At 64.8% G+C, this 15,286-nt stretch carries 16 protein-coding genes and 1 pseudogene; 9 read left to right on the forward strand and 8 right to left on the reverse strand.

Features of this window, described 5'->3' with window-relative positions:
- Nucleotides 1-93: 93 nt before the first annotated feature.
- Nucleotides 94-618, reverse strand: coding sequence for a PadR family transcriptional regulator (locus tag BMX07_RS15795; RefSeq protein ID WP_090619369.1), 525 nt, complete (start codon nt 616-618; stop codon nt 94-96).
- Between the two features lie 178 nt (nt 619-796).
- Here BMX07_RS15795 and BMX07_RS15800 point away from each other — a divergent pair, with 178 nt between their 5' ends.
- A complete protein-coding gene (locus BMX07_RS15800; protein ID WP_090619371.1) occupies nt 797-2,314 on the forward strand; it encodes a heme-binding protein in 1,518 nt (505 codons plus the stop codon).
- 128 nt (nt 2,315-2,442) lie between these two features.
- Here BMX07_RS15800 and BMX07_RS24570 read toward each other — a convergent pair whose 3' ends face one another.
- From BMX07_RS24570 to BMX07_RS15810, 3 genes are all read right to left on the reverse strand, one after another.
- Nucleotides 2,443-2,619, reverse strand: coding sequence for a hypothetical protein (locus BMX07_RS24570; RefSeq protein WP_175480173.1), 177 nt, complete (start codon nt 2,617-2,619; stop codon nt 2,443-2,445).
- Nucleotides 2,620-2,822: 203 nt separating this feature from the next.
- A complete protein-coding gene (locus BMX07_RS15805) occupies nt 2,823-3,206 on the reverse strand; it encodes a DUF5611 family protein (protein WP_090619374.1) in 384 nt (127 codons plus the stop codon).
- A gap of 202 nt (nt 3,207-3,408) precedes the next feature.
- The gene (locus tag BMX07_RS15810) at nt 3,409-4,494 is read right to left on the reverse strand and encodes a DUF7093 family protein (protein ID WP_090619377.1); all 1,086 of its coding nucleotides are present in this window, start codon (nt 4,492-4,494) and stop codon (nt 3,409-3,411) included.
- A 213-nt stretch (nt 4,495-4,707) separates the two neighbouring features.
- Here BMX07_RS15810 and BMX07_RS15815 point away from each other — a divergent pair, with 213 nt between their 5' ends.
- Together BMX07_RS15815 and ygfZ are read left to right on the forward strand one after the other, a co-directional pair.
- Nucleotides 4,708-5,004, forward strand: coding sequence for a DUF6432 family protein (locus BMX07_RS15815; protein ID WP_090619379.1), 297 nt, complete (start codon nt 4,708-4,710; stop codon nt 5,002-5,004).
- Nucleotides 5,005-5,043: 39 nt separating this feature from the next.
- Nucleotides 5,044-6,135 carry a CAF17-like 4Fe-4S cluster assembly/insertion protein YgfZ gene (gene ygfZ, locus BMX07_RS15820; protein ID WP_090619382.1) on the forward strand — a complete coding sequence of 364 codons (1,092 nt, stop codon included), beginning with the start codon at nt 5,044-5,046 and terminating at the stop codon, nt 6,133-6,135.
- A gap of 54 nt (nt 6,136-6,189) precedes the next feature.
- Here ygfZ and BMX07_RS15825 read toward each other — a convergent pair.
- Nucleotides 6,190-7,003: pseudogene (locus BMX07_RS15825) on the reverse strand (TrmB family transcriptional regulator).
- A 633-nt stretch (nt 7,004-7,636) separates the two neighbouring features.
- Between BMX07_RS15825 and pdhA the strand changes: the two are divergent.
- On the forward strand, nt 7,637-8,764 hold the full coding sequence (gene pdhA, locus BMX07_RS15835; RefSeq protein ID WP_090619388.1) for a pyruvate dehydrogenase (acetyl-transferring) E1 component subunit alpha: 1,128 nt from the start codon (nt 7,637-7,639) through the stop codon (nt 8,762-8,764).
- Nucleotides 8,765-8,841: 77 nt separating this feature from the next.
- A complete protein-coding gene (locus BMX07_RS15840; RefSeq protein WP_090619391.1) occupies nt 8,842-9,333 on the forward strand; it encodes a hypothetical protein in 492 nt (163 codons plus the stop codon).
- Nucleotides 9,334-9,384: 51 nt separating this feature from the next.
- On the opposite strand, the gene BMX07_RS15845 is transcribed toward BMX07_RS15840, so the two are convergent.
- Entirely contained in the window at nt 9,385-9,903 is a 519-nt protein-coding gene (locus BMX07_RS15845) for a gamma carbonic anhydrase family protein (RefSeq protein ID WP_090619953.1), read from the reverse strand.
- Nucleotides 9,904-10,098: 195 nt separating this feature from the next.
- On the opposite strand from BMX07_RS15845, the gene BMX07_RS15850 reads away from it, so the two are divergent.
- Entirely contained in the window at nt 10,099-10,944 is an 846-nt protein-coding gene (locus BMX07_RS15850) for a helix-hairpin-helix domain-containing protein (protein ID WP_245742132.1), read from the forward strand.
- A gap of 26 nt (nt 10,945-10,970) precedes the next feature.
- Here the strand turns inward: BMX07_RS15850 and BMX07_RS15855 are convergent, their stop codons facing one another.
- Nucleotides 10,971-11,240: a hypothetical protein gene (locus tag BMX07_RS15855; RefSeq protein ID WP_090619396.1), complete on the reverse strand. Its 270-nt coding sequence runs from the start codon at nt 11,238-11,240 to the stop codon at nt 10,971-10,973.
- A 153-nt stretch (nt 11,241-11,393) separates the two neighbouring features.
- Here BMX07_RS15855 and BMX07_RS15860 point away from each other — a divergent pair, with 153 nt between their 5' ends.
- Entirely contained in the window at nt 11,394-12,038 is a 645-nt protein-coding gene (locus tag BMX07_RS15860; protein WP_090619956.1) for a metallophosphoesterase family protein, read from the forward strand.
- A gap of 48 nt (nt 12,039-12,086) precedes the next feature.
- Here BMX07_RS15860 and glnA read toward each other — a convergent pair whose 3' ends face one another.
- A complete protein-coding gene (gene glnA, locus BMX07_RS15865) occupies nt 12,087-13,442 on the reverse strand; it encodes a type I glutamate--ammonia ligase (protein WP_090619398.1) in 1,356 nt (451 codons plus the stop codon).
- Nucleotides 13,443-13,568: 126 nt separating this feature from the next.
- On the opposite strand from glnA, the gene lrp reads away from it, so the two are divergent.
- Together lrp and BMX07_RS15880 are read left to right on the forward strand one after the other, a co-directional pair.
- On the forward strand, nt 13,569-14,033 hold the full coding sequence (lrp, locus tag BMX07_RS15870; RefSeq protein ID WP_090619400.1) for an HTH-type transcriptional regulator Lrp: 465 nt from the start codon (nt 13,569-13,571) through the stop codon (nt 14,031-14,033).
- 472 nt (nt 14,034-14,505) lie between these two features.
- Nucleotides 14,506-15,039, forward strand: a complete 534-nt coding sequence (locus BMX07_RS15880) for a heme exporter protein CcmD (protein ID WP_090619408.1) — start codon at nt 14,506-14,508, stop codon at nt 15,037-15,039.
- The last annotated feature ends 247 nt before the right edge of the window (nt 15,040-15,286 follow it).

Here is a 15,286-nt window from a genome sequence, read left to right on the forward strand (position 1 = left end):
GGCGGGACTTCGCGGCCGAGACCGCAGCAATGCTCGTCGGGGGCGTCTCGCGTTCGCGCGCTTATCGTCTGCCCCGCACGCTCGCACTCACGCTCACTCCTCCGTCTCGATGCCGTGGCGGTCGTAGAACTCCTCGGGCGTCTCCTCGAGGCGCTCGAACGTCGCGTCGAAGTAGTGTTCGTAGTGGCGAACCACCTGTTCGACGACCCAGCGGCTGAACGCCTCGTCGAATCGCCACTCGCCCTCGATCTCCGGGATCTCGAACCGGTCGTCCGTCGAGAACGCCGCATACACGTGGAAGAAGCCGAGAATTACGTCGGCGAAGTCTCGGGCCTTCTCCGAGCCGCTCTCGCGGCGCTCCTCGAGTTCCGCCTGCCCCGCCGCCGTGAGCTCGAAGTACTTCCGATCGGGCTCGTCCTCGCGGTCGATGCGTTCGGCCCACCCTTTCTCTTCGAACTTGTAGAGGATCGGGTACACCGAGCCGTAGGACGGTTCCCAGTGACCGCCGCTGATCTCCCGGATCTCCTTCAAGATCTCGTACCCGTATCGGGGTTTCTCCTCGAGGAGCTCGAGCACGAGGTAGGCGATGAGTCCTTTCGGCGGCCCACTTTTCCGCATATATCCGGTGGGTTAAACGGACGGACGTAAAGCGTTTCGGTCACGTCCGAAACGGGCGAACTGAGAGTCGACGACGACGAATTCGACCCCGTCCGAGCGGTGATCCGACGCCGCAGGAGGCGACGGGGAGCGGGCCGAAACCCGGCCCTTCTTAGCGTCCCCGACCCAACTCGCGCTCATGGAACGACGGCGACCGCCACAGACCGAAGAGGGCTGGTACGTCCTGCACGACTTCCGGTCGATCGACTGGGACACCTGGAGAGAGGCACCCGAGCGACGACGCTCGCGAGCGATCGACGAGGGTATCGACTACCTCGCGTCCTGCGAGGCCGTTGACGACGCCGACGCGGGCGAGTCGGCGACGTTCTCGGTACTGGGCCACAAGGCCGACCTGCTCGTCCTCCATCTGCGACCGACGCTTTCCGACATCGACACGCTCGAGCGGCGGTTCGAACACACCGCGCTCGCCGCGTTCACGGAACGGACCGACTCCTACCTCTCGGTAACGGAGGTCTCGGGCTACATGTCGGAAGACTACTTCGACGAGGACAGCGAGGTCGAGGACACCGGCCTCGAGCGCTACATCGAGTCCCGACTCAAACCCGACATCCCCGACAGCGAGTTCCTGAGCTTCTACCCGATGAGCAAGCGTCGCGGCCCCGATCACAACTGGTACGAACTGCCCTTCGACGAGCGGGCCGACTACCTCTCGAACCACGGCGAGATCGGGAAGGACTACGCCGGCCGCGTCACCCAGATCATCTCCGGCAGCGTCGGCCTCGACGACTTCGAGTGGGGGATCACCCTGTTCGGCGACGACCCGACCGACGTGAAGGAACTGCTCTACGAGATGCGCTTCGATCCCTCGAGTTCCCGCTTCGCCGAGTTCGGCCGGTTCCTCTCGGGCCGCCGGTTCCCGCCGGAGCACCTCGGGGCCTTCCTCGCGGGTGAGACGGTTCCGCAGGAGGGCGACGGCAGCGGTCACCCGCACGCCGCCGGCGAGTCCGGCGGCCACCACGGCGACAGCGGCGGTCATCACCACGGCGGCGATGGCTCCGACTCGAGCGGCCGCGACGACGCCGGACGCGCCCACGGGGGCGACGACGAGGACCTCCGCAGCGAACTCGAGGACATGGGCGTCTACGCGGGGCAGCCCCACGGCGAGGACGTCCACGCGGTCGTGCTCTACTCCGCGGCCGACTCCGACGAGCTGTTCGAGGCGGTCGACGGCCTCCGGGCGAACTTCGACCACTACGATACGCACGTGAAGACGGCCGTCTACGAGCCTCGAGACGAGGGCAGCGAAACGGCCGTCGTCAGCCTCTGGGACACCGAACGCGCCGCGAGCACGGCGGCCGGCTTCCTCGCCGACCTCCCCGATATCGTCCGGCAGGCCGGCGACGACGCGGACGACTCCTGGGGGACGATGGGGATGTTCTACACGGTCAAGCCGGATCACCGCGGGGACTTCACCAGCGCCTTCGACGACGCGGCCGGCCTGCTCGCGGAGATGGACGGCCACCGCAAGACCGACCTGCTGGTCAACCGCGAGGACGAGAACGACATGTTCATCGCCAGCCGCTGGGACGCCCGCGAGGACGCCATGCAGTTTTTCCGCAGCGACGCCTTCTCGGAGGCCGTCGAGTTCGGCCGCGACGTCCTCGCGGACCGACCGCGACACGTCTTCCTCGCTTGATCACGTCCGATTAGCTACCGTTCTCGGCTTCGTGCGCCCCGATTAGAAACCGAATTCGAAACGGCGAGAAACGGAACGGTCCCGTCACTCGGCGCTACTCGAGGGGCGATTTCGACAACTGAGATGGCTCACTGTTGTGATTCGTCGTAGAAAAAGTAGGCAGCGATCCCGGCCAGTCCGAAAGCTAGCGTCACGAACGGCCACTTGTCGGCATCCCGATCGGTCAGGCGCGCGTGGGCAGTTACGAAGATCGCGAACCCGATGTGAGCGACGAGCGTCGCGGCGAGAAACGCCTGTGTGTCCATTATCGCGACATTCGACGCCCCGACGAAAGCCGTTACGAAGCCGACTGTCCAACCGGTCGAGACGTGTCGGTTCCGTGGCCGGAAAGGCGGCTCCCGCATCCGTGGTGAGTCGCCTGACTCGGGGACGGGCAGGCACTCACCCGAGACGACCGCGAGCGAGGGACTCTCCGCCTCGCTCGCGATAGACCGCAGTGTAACGGGTGTTAGAAGTCGTGGTCCGGATCGTCCTCGACCTTGCGCTTCATCGAGTCGCGGCGGGACTTGGCGTCGCGCCCGGTCGCCTCGAGCAGGAAGTCGTTCTTGGCGTCGACGGCGTCGCCGGCGTCCTCGAGCTCGTCGGGACCGAGTTCGGTGGGGTCGCGCTCGTGGAACTCGACGGCGAGTTTGTCCTTCTTGCCGGAGTACTCGACGGCTCCGACGACGATCTTCTCGAAGACGGCGTTGTCGGGTTCGCCGATGATGTAGAGGTCGCTACCCTTGAACTCCTGGGTGCCGGTGATGGGCCCGAAGTAGTCCTCGATCGTCGCCTCCATATCGGGGATTCGTTCCTCGAGATATTCACCGCGACGCATCTTGTACTCCTTCATGGCTCGAAGAAACACGGGGGAGTGTTTACCTCTTTTCATAGCCGACGTTTCGGGTGTCTGACTGGTTCTCGAGCGCGAAGAGGGACGATGTCGCAGCTACTCGGACGGGGAATCGGCACACGATGCGAGCGGCTGGTGGCGACTGGGGGAGCGAGCGAACGAACGAAATTGGACCGCGAGGCGACCGGGATCTGAGACCGCGTTACGATCGTCGCTCGCGTTCGCTGAGATAGCCTTTCCGGCAGTCGGGGCAGATGTCGCCGGTCCGCAGGGAGCCGCGGTCGCCGCCGGCGACGAAGTCGCATCGAGGACAGTAGAACTCGGACGGCCCGTTCTCGCCGGCCGTCCCGCTGCTCTCGGCGGGCGTCGGCGCGGCGTCGGCGCGTTCGATGCCGGTGCCCGGATCGGCCGCGGGATCGGAATCGCCGTCGGCGCGATCGCTCGCCGAGGGGTCGGCGGTCACCGATCGGGCGTCGGTGGTGGCACCCGTCGTCCCGTCGGCGGCGGCGCTGTCGACGCCGCCGGTCGAACCGTCGTTCTCGAGGACGACCGCATCGTCCTCGACCGCGGCGGGGGCGTCGTCGGCACCGGTCGTCACCTCGGCGTCGGCCGGGTCGTCCGGCCAGTCGGTCGGCTCGGAGTCGGCACCGACCGGCGGGCCGACGTCGTCCGAGTCGGGCCACTCGCCGTGATCGCGCTCGCGGTTTCGATCGGGCGACGGCTCGTCCTCGAGGATCTCGCCGTCGTCGGTGACCGGGTCGCCGTTCTCGTCGGTCGGGAGGTCGATCTCGTCGGTGTCGTCGGTCTCCGCGGTCTGCGCGGTCTCGGCGGGACCGTCGATGTCGGACTCCGGCGCGGCGGCGGTCGCCGTGTCCGGCGCTGGGTCCGTCGGTTCCGTTTCGCGAGCGGGAGAGTCGGGGACATCGGCGTCGGCGTCGGCGGGGTCGGCCGCCCCGTTCTCGCCGGAATCGATGATGATGGCGTCGTCGGACGGGGAGTCCGCGTCGACGAACTCGGTGTCCGCGTCGGCATCGCCGTCCGTGGGATCGGGCTCGAGTGGTGGTTCGGGTGGTTCGGTATCGGAATCGTCGGGGAGCGAGTCGGCGTCCGTCTCAGTCGAGAGGCTAGTTACTTCGGTGTTCTCGCTGATGACGTTTCGATCGCCACAGCGGGCACACTCTTCGTACTCCTGGACGGTAACGACGACTTCGCTGCCCCGTTCTTCGCGCTCGCGTTCGACTTCGGGTTCGCCGAAGTCGTGTCCGAGCAGCGAACATCGCAGGACCATTGTCCCACCCTACCGACCCATTACATAAAAAACGTACTGCCTGTTAGTTACAGTTGTGTGACAGTCAACAGAGCCGTCCGGATTCGGGTCGGGCGGCGACTCGAGCCGACCGCGCTCCGCCGCTCGCTGGCCCGGTCGATTCCGTTCGGTTCGGCTGAACCACCGTGGGCGAACGACAAACGTCAAATCCCAGGTTGTCGAATAGGCACCTAGATGAGAGCAAAGCGGGAGTACCGGAACCGAGAGGGGACGGAGGTGGCGGTACTCGACGCGCTGGTCGACCGCGCCGACGACGGGATGACCGTCTTCGAGCTCCGGGCGGCCGTCGAGGTCGATATCGACGAGCTCGAGGAGGCTCTAGCGACGCTCAAGGAGGACGACTTGATCGTGGTCGACTCGGGCTCCGAGACGGTGATCAAGCCCGCCGATCGCGTGGTACCCGACGATCCGTCCGACGAGGACGAGGAGCAATCGATCGGGGAGTGGCTTCGGGAGCGGATCCCTTTTTGAATCGAAACGCCTGATACGCTCAGGCCCCAGGAAGTACGCATGAGCGTCATCGAGTCCATCCACGAGGATCACGGGGCGACGTTCGGCGAGCGCGCCGACCGGCGGATCGTCGAACACTACGGACGACCGGAGCGAACCCATCGAGCGGTCCGCAACGGTGTCGGCCTGCTCGAGTTGGCCTACGGCGTGATCGTCGTCGAGGGGGACGATCGCGTCGAGTACGTCGACAACGTCGTCTCGAATCGGGTTCCGACCGAGGACGGACGGGGCTGTTACGCGCTCGTGCTCGATCCCCAGGGCGGAATCGAGGTCGAACTCTACGTCTACAACGCGGGCGAGCGGCTCCTCCTGTTCACCCAGCCCGAGAGCGCCGACCCGCTCGCCGCGGAGTGGGCCGAGAAGGTGTTCATCCAGGACGTCGAGATTCGGGTCGCCACCGACGAGTACGCCATCTTCGGCATCCACGGCCCGCAGGCGACCGAGAAGGTCGCGAGCGTCCTCAACGGTGCCGGCTCGCCCGACGAACGCTACTCGTTCGTCCGCGGAACGATGGGCGACGAGGGCGTCTCGGTCATCCGCACCGACGCGCTCACCGGCGAAGAGAGCTACGAGGTGATCTGTGCCGCCGACGACGCCGCGGCCGTCCACGACACGCTGCTCAATCAGGGGCTCAACGCCGCCCCCTTCGGCTATCGGACCTTCGAGAGCCTCGCACTCGAGGCCGGATCGCCGCTCTTTCACACCGAACTCGAGGGGACGCTCCCGAACGTGCTCGGCCTGCGAAACGCACTCGACTTCCAGAAGGGGTGTTACGTCGGCCAGGAGGTCGTCTCCCGCGTCGAAAACCGCGGCCAGCCCAGTCGGCGGCTCGTCGGGCTGACGCTCGCGGGCGAGGCGGTGCCCGAATCGGGCGCGGCGGTCTTCGACGGCGACGCGTCGGTCGGCGAGATCACCCGCGCGGGCGAGAGTCCGATGCTCGAGGCCGTCGTCGCGCTCGCGATCGTCGACTACGGACTCGAGAACGACGAGGTGACGGTTCGGGTCGGCGGCGGAGAGGTGACTGCGACCCGAACCGACCTGCCGTTCGTCGAGGGCTCGGATCGGTCGGATCGACTGCCCGAGTACCAGTAGGGCCTCGCGGCTCGGTCGGCGAGCGCTCTCGTCCCGTGTCGATCGGGAACTCGTTCAGACCCCTGGATCTCTGATCTGGGGCAATCCCGCGGTCACTAACCGGCGAAGAAGCACCACGATTCCGTTCTCGAGGCCGCGGGCGAAGATCGCCTGCTCTTTCGCGTTGTCGGCGCTGGTCGGATAGTACGAGCCGATCAGGAGCGTCTCGCGGTCGACGAGCAGAATGCGACTGATCGCGACCTCGTTGTCGCTCTCGATTCCGGTGAGCCAGTCGAGGCCGGGTTTCGAACACGCGCGTGTTGGGAAGCTCCGTCCCGAGCGCGTCCGTAATCGCGTCCGTTTGCCCGCCCAGAATGATCGAGAGGTCCTGATCGACCGCACTCTCTAAGCCGTCGAACAGCGCCTTTGACAGGATCCCTTCGTCGACGACGAGGAGCGCGATCTCCGACTCCGCCTCGTCGACGAGCTCCATCGTTCGCGACTCGATCGCTTCGTGACCGGTCAGCGACCAGACCTCCTGAACCTGGTCGTCTTCGGCGACGTTCTGTACGTCCGTATTCCGGAGATGGGTCTCGAGCGTCTCGATCCGATTGTCGTACTTATTGCGCAGGGTCTGTGTCGCCTCGTCGACGCTGACGGCGCGGTACACCTGCGGGCTCGTGTGTTGTACTTCGACCAGCCCCTGTGACTCGAGGACGCGAATCGCGTCGTAGACCCTCGTCCGTGGCACCTCCGAGATCTCGTGTATTTCTTTCGCCGTCCCGCTGGGAAGCCTATTCAACGCCATGAAGCAGCGCGCCTCGTACTCCTGGAGTCCGAGGTCCTGCAACAGGCTAATCGCCTCTCTCGTAGTTTCGTTCTCTGTCATGGCCCAACCACGAATTCGGATATCCGAACACGCGGAATAGACCGCGAGGACGCAAAAGGATTCGTGTAGTAGATTCCTGTCAATATCCATATTTTTCATCCTACCCACGATGAGACATATTTTTCACTCGGATCATCACACAAGCTACTTGAGGATACGTTTGGTAGAGAAACGTGGCGAGCCCTGTTGGCCCAACCACGCGGGGCTCGCTATTCGCCACCTTCCGGTGGCATCTCGGATTACATGTCCGCAAGCAGATACGTGAGCCACATCTGAGAACTGTTCGTGGCGGGCCAGTCGTCGAGGAGAAAACGGGGAGAACGAAGAGACGACGCATCGCCACGCGCGAGTGTGATCACCGAAGGGCTGGCGCTGAGACACGGGTCGATCGGCTCGAGACCGCGCCCGACTCGTTCAGCGCGATGCGGGTGCAGAACAGCGAGGTTGCGTGCGGAACCGGTTCGGAGTCGGCCCACTGGTCGTACGGCCGTTCCAGAATCAGCCTGACGTCGGCGAACCGATCACCCGCTTCGTGCATGCTATCGAACGCGAGACGGTCGCGGTCTTCCCGCCGAGCACCGACGTCCCCGGTTCGGAGCTACTGTTATATAGCCCCAACTCAACGATCAATCCATGTCAGGAGACGTTCTCGAGCGCGGTCTGTTCGAGCGGGAGCCGGACGATCGAATTCAGGTGCTCGACGCCGACGGACGCGTCGCCGACCCCGAACTGGAGCCGGATCTCGAGGCGGTGACGCTGCGATCGATGTACCGGGACATGCGGTTTTCCCGCCGGTTCGACGAGCGAATGATCAGCCTCCAGCGGCAGGGTCGACTCGGGACCTACTCCTCGCTGGCCGGTCAGGAGGGGTCCCAGATCGGGTCGACGTACGCGCTCGCGCCCGACGACATGCTCTCCTTTCAGTACCGGGAACACGGTGCGCTGGCCGCACGGGGGCTCCCCTGGGAGTATCTGCTCTACTGGATGGGGCACGAGGACGGCAACGCCGCACTGGCGGACATCGACGTCTTCCCGCTGAACATCTCGATCGCCGGCCACCTCCCCCACGCGGTGGGCTGGGCGTGGGCGGCGAAGCTGAACGGCGACGAGCGCGTCAGCGTTACCCACTTCGGCGACGGCTCGACCTCCGAGGGGGACTTCCACGAGGCGCTGAACTTCGCGGGCGTGTTCGACACGCCGAACGTCTTCTTCTGTAACAACAATCAGTGGGCCATTTCGATCCCGCGCGAGCGCCAGACGGCGAGTGCGACGATCGCACAGAAGGCCACCGCCTACGGTTTCGAGGGCGTGCAGGTCGACGGGATGGACCCGCTCGCGACCTACGTCGTCACGAACGCCGCGCGGCAGAAGGCCCTCGAGTCCGACAGTGACCGACCGCGGCCGACGCTGATCGAAGCGATCCAGTACCGATACGGCGCACACACGACGGCGGACGACCCCAGCGTCTACCGCGACGACGACGAGGTCGAGCAGTGGCGCGAACGGGACCCGATCGACCGGTTCGAGGCGTACCTACGGAACGAGGGCGTCGTCGACGACGACCGGATCGACACGATCGAAACGGAGATCGAGGACACGCTCACGACGGTGGTCGACCGCGCCGAGGGCGTCGAGGGCGATCCGAGCGAGATGTTCGAGTACACCTACGCCGAACCGACCCCCCGACTCGAGGAACAACGCGAGTACCTCGCCGAGTTGCGCGAGACCCACGGCGACGACGCGTTACTCGAAGACGAGTAGGGAGCAGCGCTGCCGTATAAAGACGGCAGTGGGACAGGCCAACGGCTACCGGTCCGTCGCCACGAGGTGGAAGCAATATGCAACTCGAACAGCCGTCCCAGCGGACGGCGACCTGGAGCGGCACGGTGCCGAGCGCGGTCGACGTGCGGGTGATCGGGGTCGTCGTCGTGACGGCGGCCCTCGCGGCGTCGATCAACGTTCCCTACGGGGGACTGCCGATGGCGGCCGCCGCGTTCGTGCTGCTGGCTGGCGGCGGCATCGCTTGCCACCTGCTCGGCGAACGGAAGCTCCGCGGGATCACCGACGAGCTCGTCGAGCGATGGAACGCCGCCGGCGGGGAGATCGACGCCGTCACGCGATCGTCGAGCGGCATGCGGACGGAGTGGCGCGTCCACACGCCCGAGGGTGAGATCGTCATCGGCGGCCTCGCCCTGGTTCCGATCGCTCGGCTCGCCGTCGAGTGGCGGGGTATCGGCGACGCGATGCCCGCCGACGAGGCCGCAGCGGACATCGACCACCTCGCCGAGAGCCTCTATCGAGAGATCTTCGAGTTCGAATCCGCGACCTAACGACCGCAACGACGCGGTCTCGCGGCCGCCGCCTCGAGCGAGCCGAACGCCTCACTCGAACAACTCCTCGTGGCGCTGAGCCAGGTTCGTGTACTCGCCCGAGGAGAACGACTCGAAGATGGCCGCCGAATCGATCCCCGTCTCCTCGAGCGGCGTGATCTCCGCGGGGACGCCGCGAACGAACGATTCCGGCGGGATGGCGTACTCGTCCGGGACGACGGTCCCGGCGGCGACGATACTGCCGCCGCCGATCACCACGTCGGTGTTGACCGTCGCGTTGAATCCGATCAACGCCCGTTCCTCGACGGTCGTCTCGTTGAGCACGGCCCCGTGTCCGACCATGACCTCGGCCTCGAGCCGCGAGGCGTGAATCGTCGCGTTGTCCCCGACGTGAGTCTCCCGACCGACACGGACCGGACCGATATCACCGCGGAGGACGACGCCGGGCCAGACGCTCGCGTCCGCGTCGATCTCGACGTCGCCGACGAGCGTCGCCTCTCGGCTCACTCGCGCCGTGTCGTCGACCGTCGGTCGATCGCCTTCGAACGCGTAGGTTCTCCTGTCGGTCATACGTGAACGGATCACGATCACGCGCATAATACTGCAGCTACGGCTATCGTGACAGTCACCGTTGACCGACTGTGATCCGACGCGAGGTCGGGGTCGGCACTGCCCGAACCGGAGGGAGACTAATACCATTCAAAACCCCTCAATGGTTTGCAAGCCCATCGCTTATACCGTGTCGAGCCGGACGACTAGCCGAACATGAGTCAGTCAGAATCACCCATTCGAGCGATGTTCGACGCACAGCGAACCGCGGTCAAGCAGAGCCAGCAGCTGTTCAAACACGGGATGGCCACCCAGCGAAACGTCGACACGATGGCACTCACCGGCCTCAAGGGCCAGGAGTCGCTCCAGCGCCAGCAACTCGAGCTCGCCCAGGCGGCGACCCACGGCTACGTCAGCGCGACGGCAGCGATGCTCCCGAGCGACGACGCTCCCGAGGTCCACCGGACCATCGACGAGACCTTCGGCCGGCTGAAACAGACCCACACGGAGTTCTACGGCGCACTCGAGCGGGAAATGGAGCGGGATGTCGATTCCGCCAACGAGCTCTCCACGGAGTTCGTCGACGCGCTCGACGAGCAGACCGACCAGCTCCTCGAGATGACGCAGTCCATCGAGGACCAGACGGTCCAGAACGTCGACGAGTTCTCCGGACAGCTCCGCGAGCAACTCGAGCGGACGCAGGAACTTCAGGATCGGCTCGAAGACCAGCTCGAGAACCAGACCGGTGACGTCGAGGATCTGCTCGAACGACAGGCCGAACAGATCGAGCAGTTCCAGCAGCAACTCGAAGCGCAGACCGAGGCGGTCACGCAGCAGATTCCGGTCCAGGGGACGAACGAACCCCACACGAAGATCGAAACCCACCCGGAGCACACGCTCGAGTCCGTCGACGGAATCGACGCGGACGTCCGCGAACAGCTCTCGGAAGCCGGCATCGCGACGATCGACGACCTCACGCGCGCCGGCCCCGAGGCCGTCGCCGAGGCCGCCGACGTCTCGGAGAGTCAGGCCGAGGAGTGGATCGAACAGGCCGAAGCCTGAACGGGAGGTCGCGACCGTCCGGTCTCTCAGGACTCGATCTTGTCGACGATTTCGCGGGCCTGTTCTTTCGCTTTGTCCTCGCTGACGTGCTTGTCGATCAGTACGCTCGTGACCTCCCAGTCGTCTTCCCCTTCGATCTTGCCGGTGCGGACCTCGCTGCCCTCGGACACCGACGCCGCCGGTTGCTCCGCCCAGTCGGGCGTTCGGATCTCCTCGTACCGGTCGGGATCGCGAAACCGGACGTGGGTGTAGTCGTCTTCCGTCTCTACCTTGTTGATGTCGGGCGTATCGGCCATACTCGATCCTCCGAGGGCAGTACGTCTAAATTCAGACCCTGAATGTGCCCGGCCGACCTCGGTCGGGACGGCGGCCCCGTCTCGCTGCAGATACCCGACGAGCCAGCAGTGCTCGGCGCGACTCCTATCCGAATCGAGCCCCTCCGTGTTCGCATGCTCGTCCTCGGCGACGCCCACGCGTCCGACCCCGATCGATGCGAGACGCTCCTCGCGCTCTACCGGACCCTCGAGCCCGATCGGGTGCTCCAGCTCGGCGACCTCGAGCGGTACGACCTGCCGGCACCCACGTGGTTCGTCGCGGGGAACAACGAGGATCTCGAGATCATCGACGCGCTGCGGACGGACGAGGAGCTCGACGAAACGAACAACGTCACCCTCCTCGCGAGCACGGCGGCGACGGTCGACGGCCTGCGCGTGGCGGGTCTCTCGGGAAACTTCGCCCCGACGAAGTACGAGCTGTCCCGAGACGAACTCACGGGTGAGCGCCGTCGCCACTTCACGCACGAAGACGTCGAACGGGCCGCCGACCTCGAGGATATCGACGTCTTCCTCACGCACGAGGCACCGAACGGCCTGCTGTCCTACGGCTACGATCCCGGCTGCGAGTACGTCGACGACCTGCTCGAGACGATCTCCCCCGAACTCTGTCTGGTCGGTCACCACCACCGCCACCGGGAGGCCGAAATCGCGGGAACGAGGGTCGTCAGTCTCGCGCCAGCCTGGGAGCGATACTACACGCTCGAGCCGGAGACGCTGGCGCTCGAGAGTCACGAGCACGACCTGGCGGAACGCGATTAAAAGAGGAGTCGAAAAGAAACGAACTGGTGTCGACGACGGCGGCTCTCCTTAGAACGTCTCGAGGTAGCGGTCGAGTTCCCAGTCGGAGACGTCGACGAGGTAGTCCTCGAACTCCTGTCGCTTGGCCTCGACGAACTTGGAACTGACGTGGTCGCCGAGTGCGCTGTAGATCGCTTCGTCCTCCTCGAGCGCGTCGACGGCCTCGCCGAGGTTCTCGGGGAGCGTGTCGATGCCGTACTCCTCGCGTTTTGCCTCGTCGAACTCGTAGATGTTCTCCCGAACCGGGTCCGGACAGTCGAGGTCGTTTTCGATCCCGTCGAGACCGGCGTGGATCATGACGGCGAGCGCGAGGTAGGGGTTACAGGACGGGTCCGGCGAACGCAGTTCGACGCGCGACGCTGCGGGCGTGCGCGCCGCGGGCTTGCGGATCAGCGCCGAGCGGTTGCGGTCGGACCAGGCGACGTAGACCGGCGCTTCGTAGCCCGGCACCAGCCGCTTGTAGCTGTTGACCGTCGGGTTCGCGATCGCCGTGATCGCCGGCGCGTGCTCGAGGACACCGGCGATAAAGGAGTGAGCCGCCTCCCACAGGTCGAACTCGTCGTCCTCGTCGTGGAACGCGTTTTCGCCGTCCTCGGTGAACAGCGAGAGGTGGGTGTGCATCCCCGAGCCGTTGATCCGCGGGATCGGCTTGGGCATGAACGTCGCGTGCAGGTCGTGCTGTGCGGCGATCGCGCGCACGACGGTGCGGAAGGTCCCGACGTTGTCGGCCGTCGTCAGCGCGTCGTCGTACGCGAAGTTGATCTCGTGTTGCCCCTCAGCGACCTCGTGGTGGCTCGCCTCGACCTCGAAGCCCATGCCCTCGAGGCCGTAGATGATGTCGCGGCGAACGTCGGAAGCGAGGTCTTTCGGCGCGAGGTCGAAGTAGCCGCCAGCGTCGTTGGTCTTGGTCGTCGCACGACCCTCCTCGTCCTCCTCGAAGAGGAAGAACTCCGGTTCGGGCGCGGCGTTGACCGTATAGCCCATTTCGTTGGCGCGCTCGAGGGCGTTCTTGAGAACGCGGCGCGGGTCGCCTTCGAACGGCTCGCCCGTCGAGGTGTCGTAGACGTCACAGATCATACGAGCGGCGGCGCTCTCCTCCTTCTGGCGCCACGGGAGAATCGCGAAGGTGTCCGGATCGGGCTTGAGCCGCATGTCCGACTCCTGAATGCGCACGAAGCCCTCGATAGAAGAACCGTCGAAGTAGATCCCTTCCCGGAAGGCCTTCTCGGCCTGTCGGGCCGGCACGGAGACGTTCTTGACCGTCCCGAGAATGTCGGTAAACTGCAGTCGGAGGAAGTCGACATCCTGTTCCTCGATTTCGTCCAGGACCGCCTGCTCGGTGTCTGTAAGGTTTCCGCTTGTCATTTTTCTTGTCGTGCTACCCTCGTAACTCTGCTACTAAAACACTACTGTTCCGTGCAATTCTTCTCTCACCAACCCCAAACTGCATATTCGTAAAGTTCTAAAGGCCACGATGAGAGGGTAGATGTGATGACGTACGAAAATCTCGACGCAAAGCTAGTGAATTCACTTCTCGGCGACGGGCGAGCGAGCCTCCGCAGCCTGGCCGAGGAACTCGACGTCTCCGTGACGACCGTCTCCAACCACCTCTCGGATCTCGAGGACGAGGGCGTGATCGAGGGGTACACGCCGAAGGTCGATTACGATGCGGTCGGCTACGACGTGACCGCGGTCATCCAGCTGCAGGTCGAAGGGAACGCTTTGCCCGACGTCACCGATACGCTGCGCGACCACCGCCAGATGACCAGCGTCTACGAGGTCACCGGCGACTACGACGTGATCGCCATCGGCAAGTTCGAAGACACCGACGACATGAACGACCAGATCAAACAGCTGCTGACCGATCCCGACATCAAGGCCTCGAACACCAGCGTCGTCCTCAACGCCGTCTCCGAGAACGAGCAGTTCGAACTCGAGGTCGACGAAGACACCTGATCGGAACTGGCTCCCGTCGGGCCGATGTCCCGCTCTCACCTCGACGCTGCTGGGCTGTACGTCTCCGGCGTCGCGTACCGACCGCCAGCCGCGGGCAACTCCATGTGCGTTCCGCGGTCTTCCTCGAGGACCGGGCTCTCGTCCGGCTCCGGAACCGTCGAGAGCCGGTGGGCGATCGCGAGCGCCGTCAGCCCGTTGGTCAGTCGGTCGACAGTCGAGCACCCCGCTCTTGGCTTGGTGTTCGCTTACCGCGCGTACAGCAGGAACGCGCCGAGCGGCAACAACCTGAGGTTTCGCCACAACGAGTCGTCTGGCAGGACATTCAGGGAAGCGTGACGGTGCCGGAGGAAAACAGCGACCAGCCGAGCGTCGTTCGCGTGGCCAAGGAACACCCTATCGTGGCTAGCGGTATAGACCACGGGGCTGCTCGCCACGACATCGTTCAATAGTCAGGAACGCATAGGGATCCACGATGAGCATTCGGATCCAGCTTGGTTCGGATGACGGCGAAGACGCGCAGTCGCCGGACGACGAGGACGACGAACACCAGACGATACGACAGTGGTTTCTGAATACTCCTGATCTGGGCGGCATCTTCATTCGATCCACGCTGGTCTTCGCGGCGCTCACCGCACTCTCTATGATCGGTATGGCCATGCTCTTACTCGCCGTCTCGGAGGATCCATTCGTCGATCAACCGACAGTCGAAGACCCGATCATCGCTTACGTCTGGCTCGTTTCGTTCACTGCCATGGCGCTCTCGATATTCGGATACGTCGCGTGGTCGTTCTGGAAACAGCGCCAGCTAAAGAAGCAACTGACGACCTCCCGCGAGTCGAGCCTGATCGAAAAACCGATCCGAACTCTCCAAATCGCGTTCGCGGACAGCAGCGACCTCGACGAGTACGAACGACAGGTCCAAAAAACCGTCTTCGCCCTCCTAATCGGCGTGGTCTTCGGGAATCTCCCCATTCGAATGACCGTAAACATCCTCCTCTCGCTGTAGTCGATTGCGGACGGGCCACAGACTCGAGTTGGAACAAGAAACGACACTGAGCCATACAGAACATGCTTTTCGGCGAGCGAACGGTGCGCGGTTCGGAACGAGCGGTGCGAGTGAGAACCGCGAGAATGCGAACGAGCAGCGTCGCGATCCGTGGGCGGTTCGAAGAGCCCGAGCGAAGCCGTTCACCGAGCGCTACGCGCTCGGGCCGACGACTGACTCGGAGCTCGCGAAGCGAGCGGAGAGGAAG

Origin of the sequence: Natrinema salaciae (genome assembly GCF_900110865.1) — an archaeon.
Lineage (GTDB): Archaea > Halobacteriota > Halobacteria > Halobacteriales > Natrialbaceae > Natrinema > Natrinema salaciae.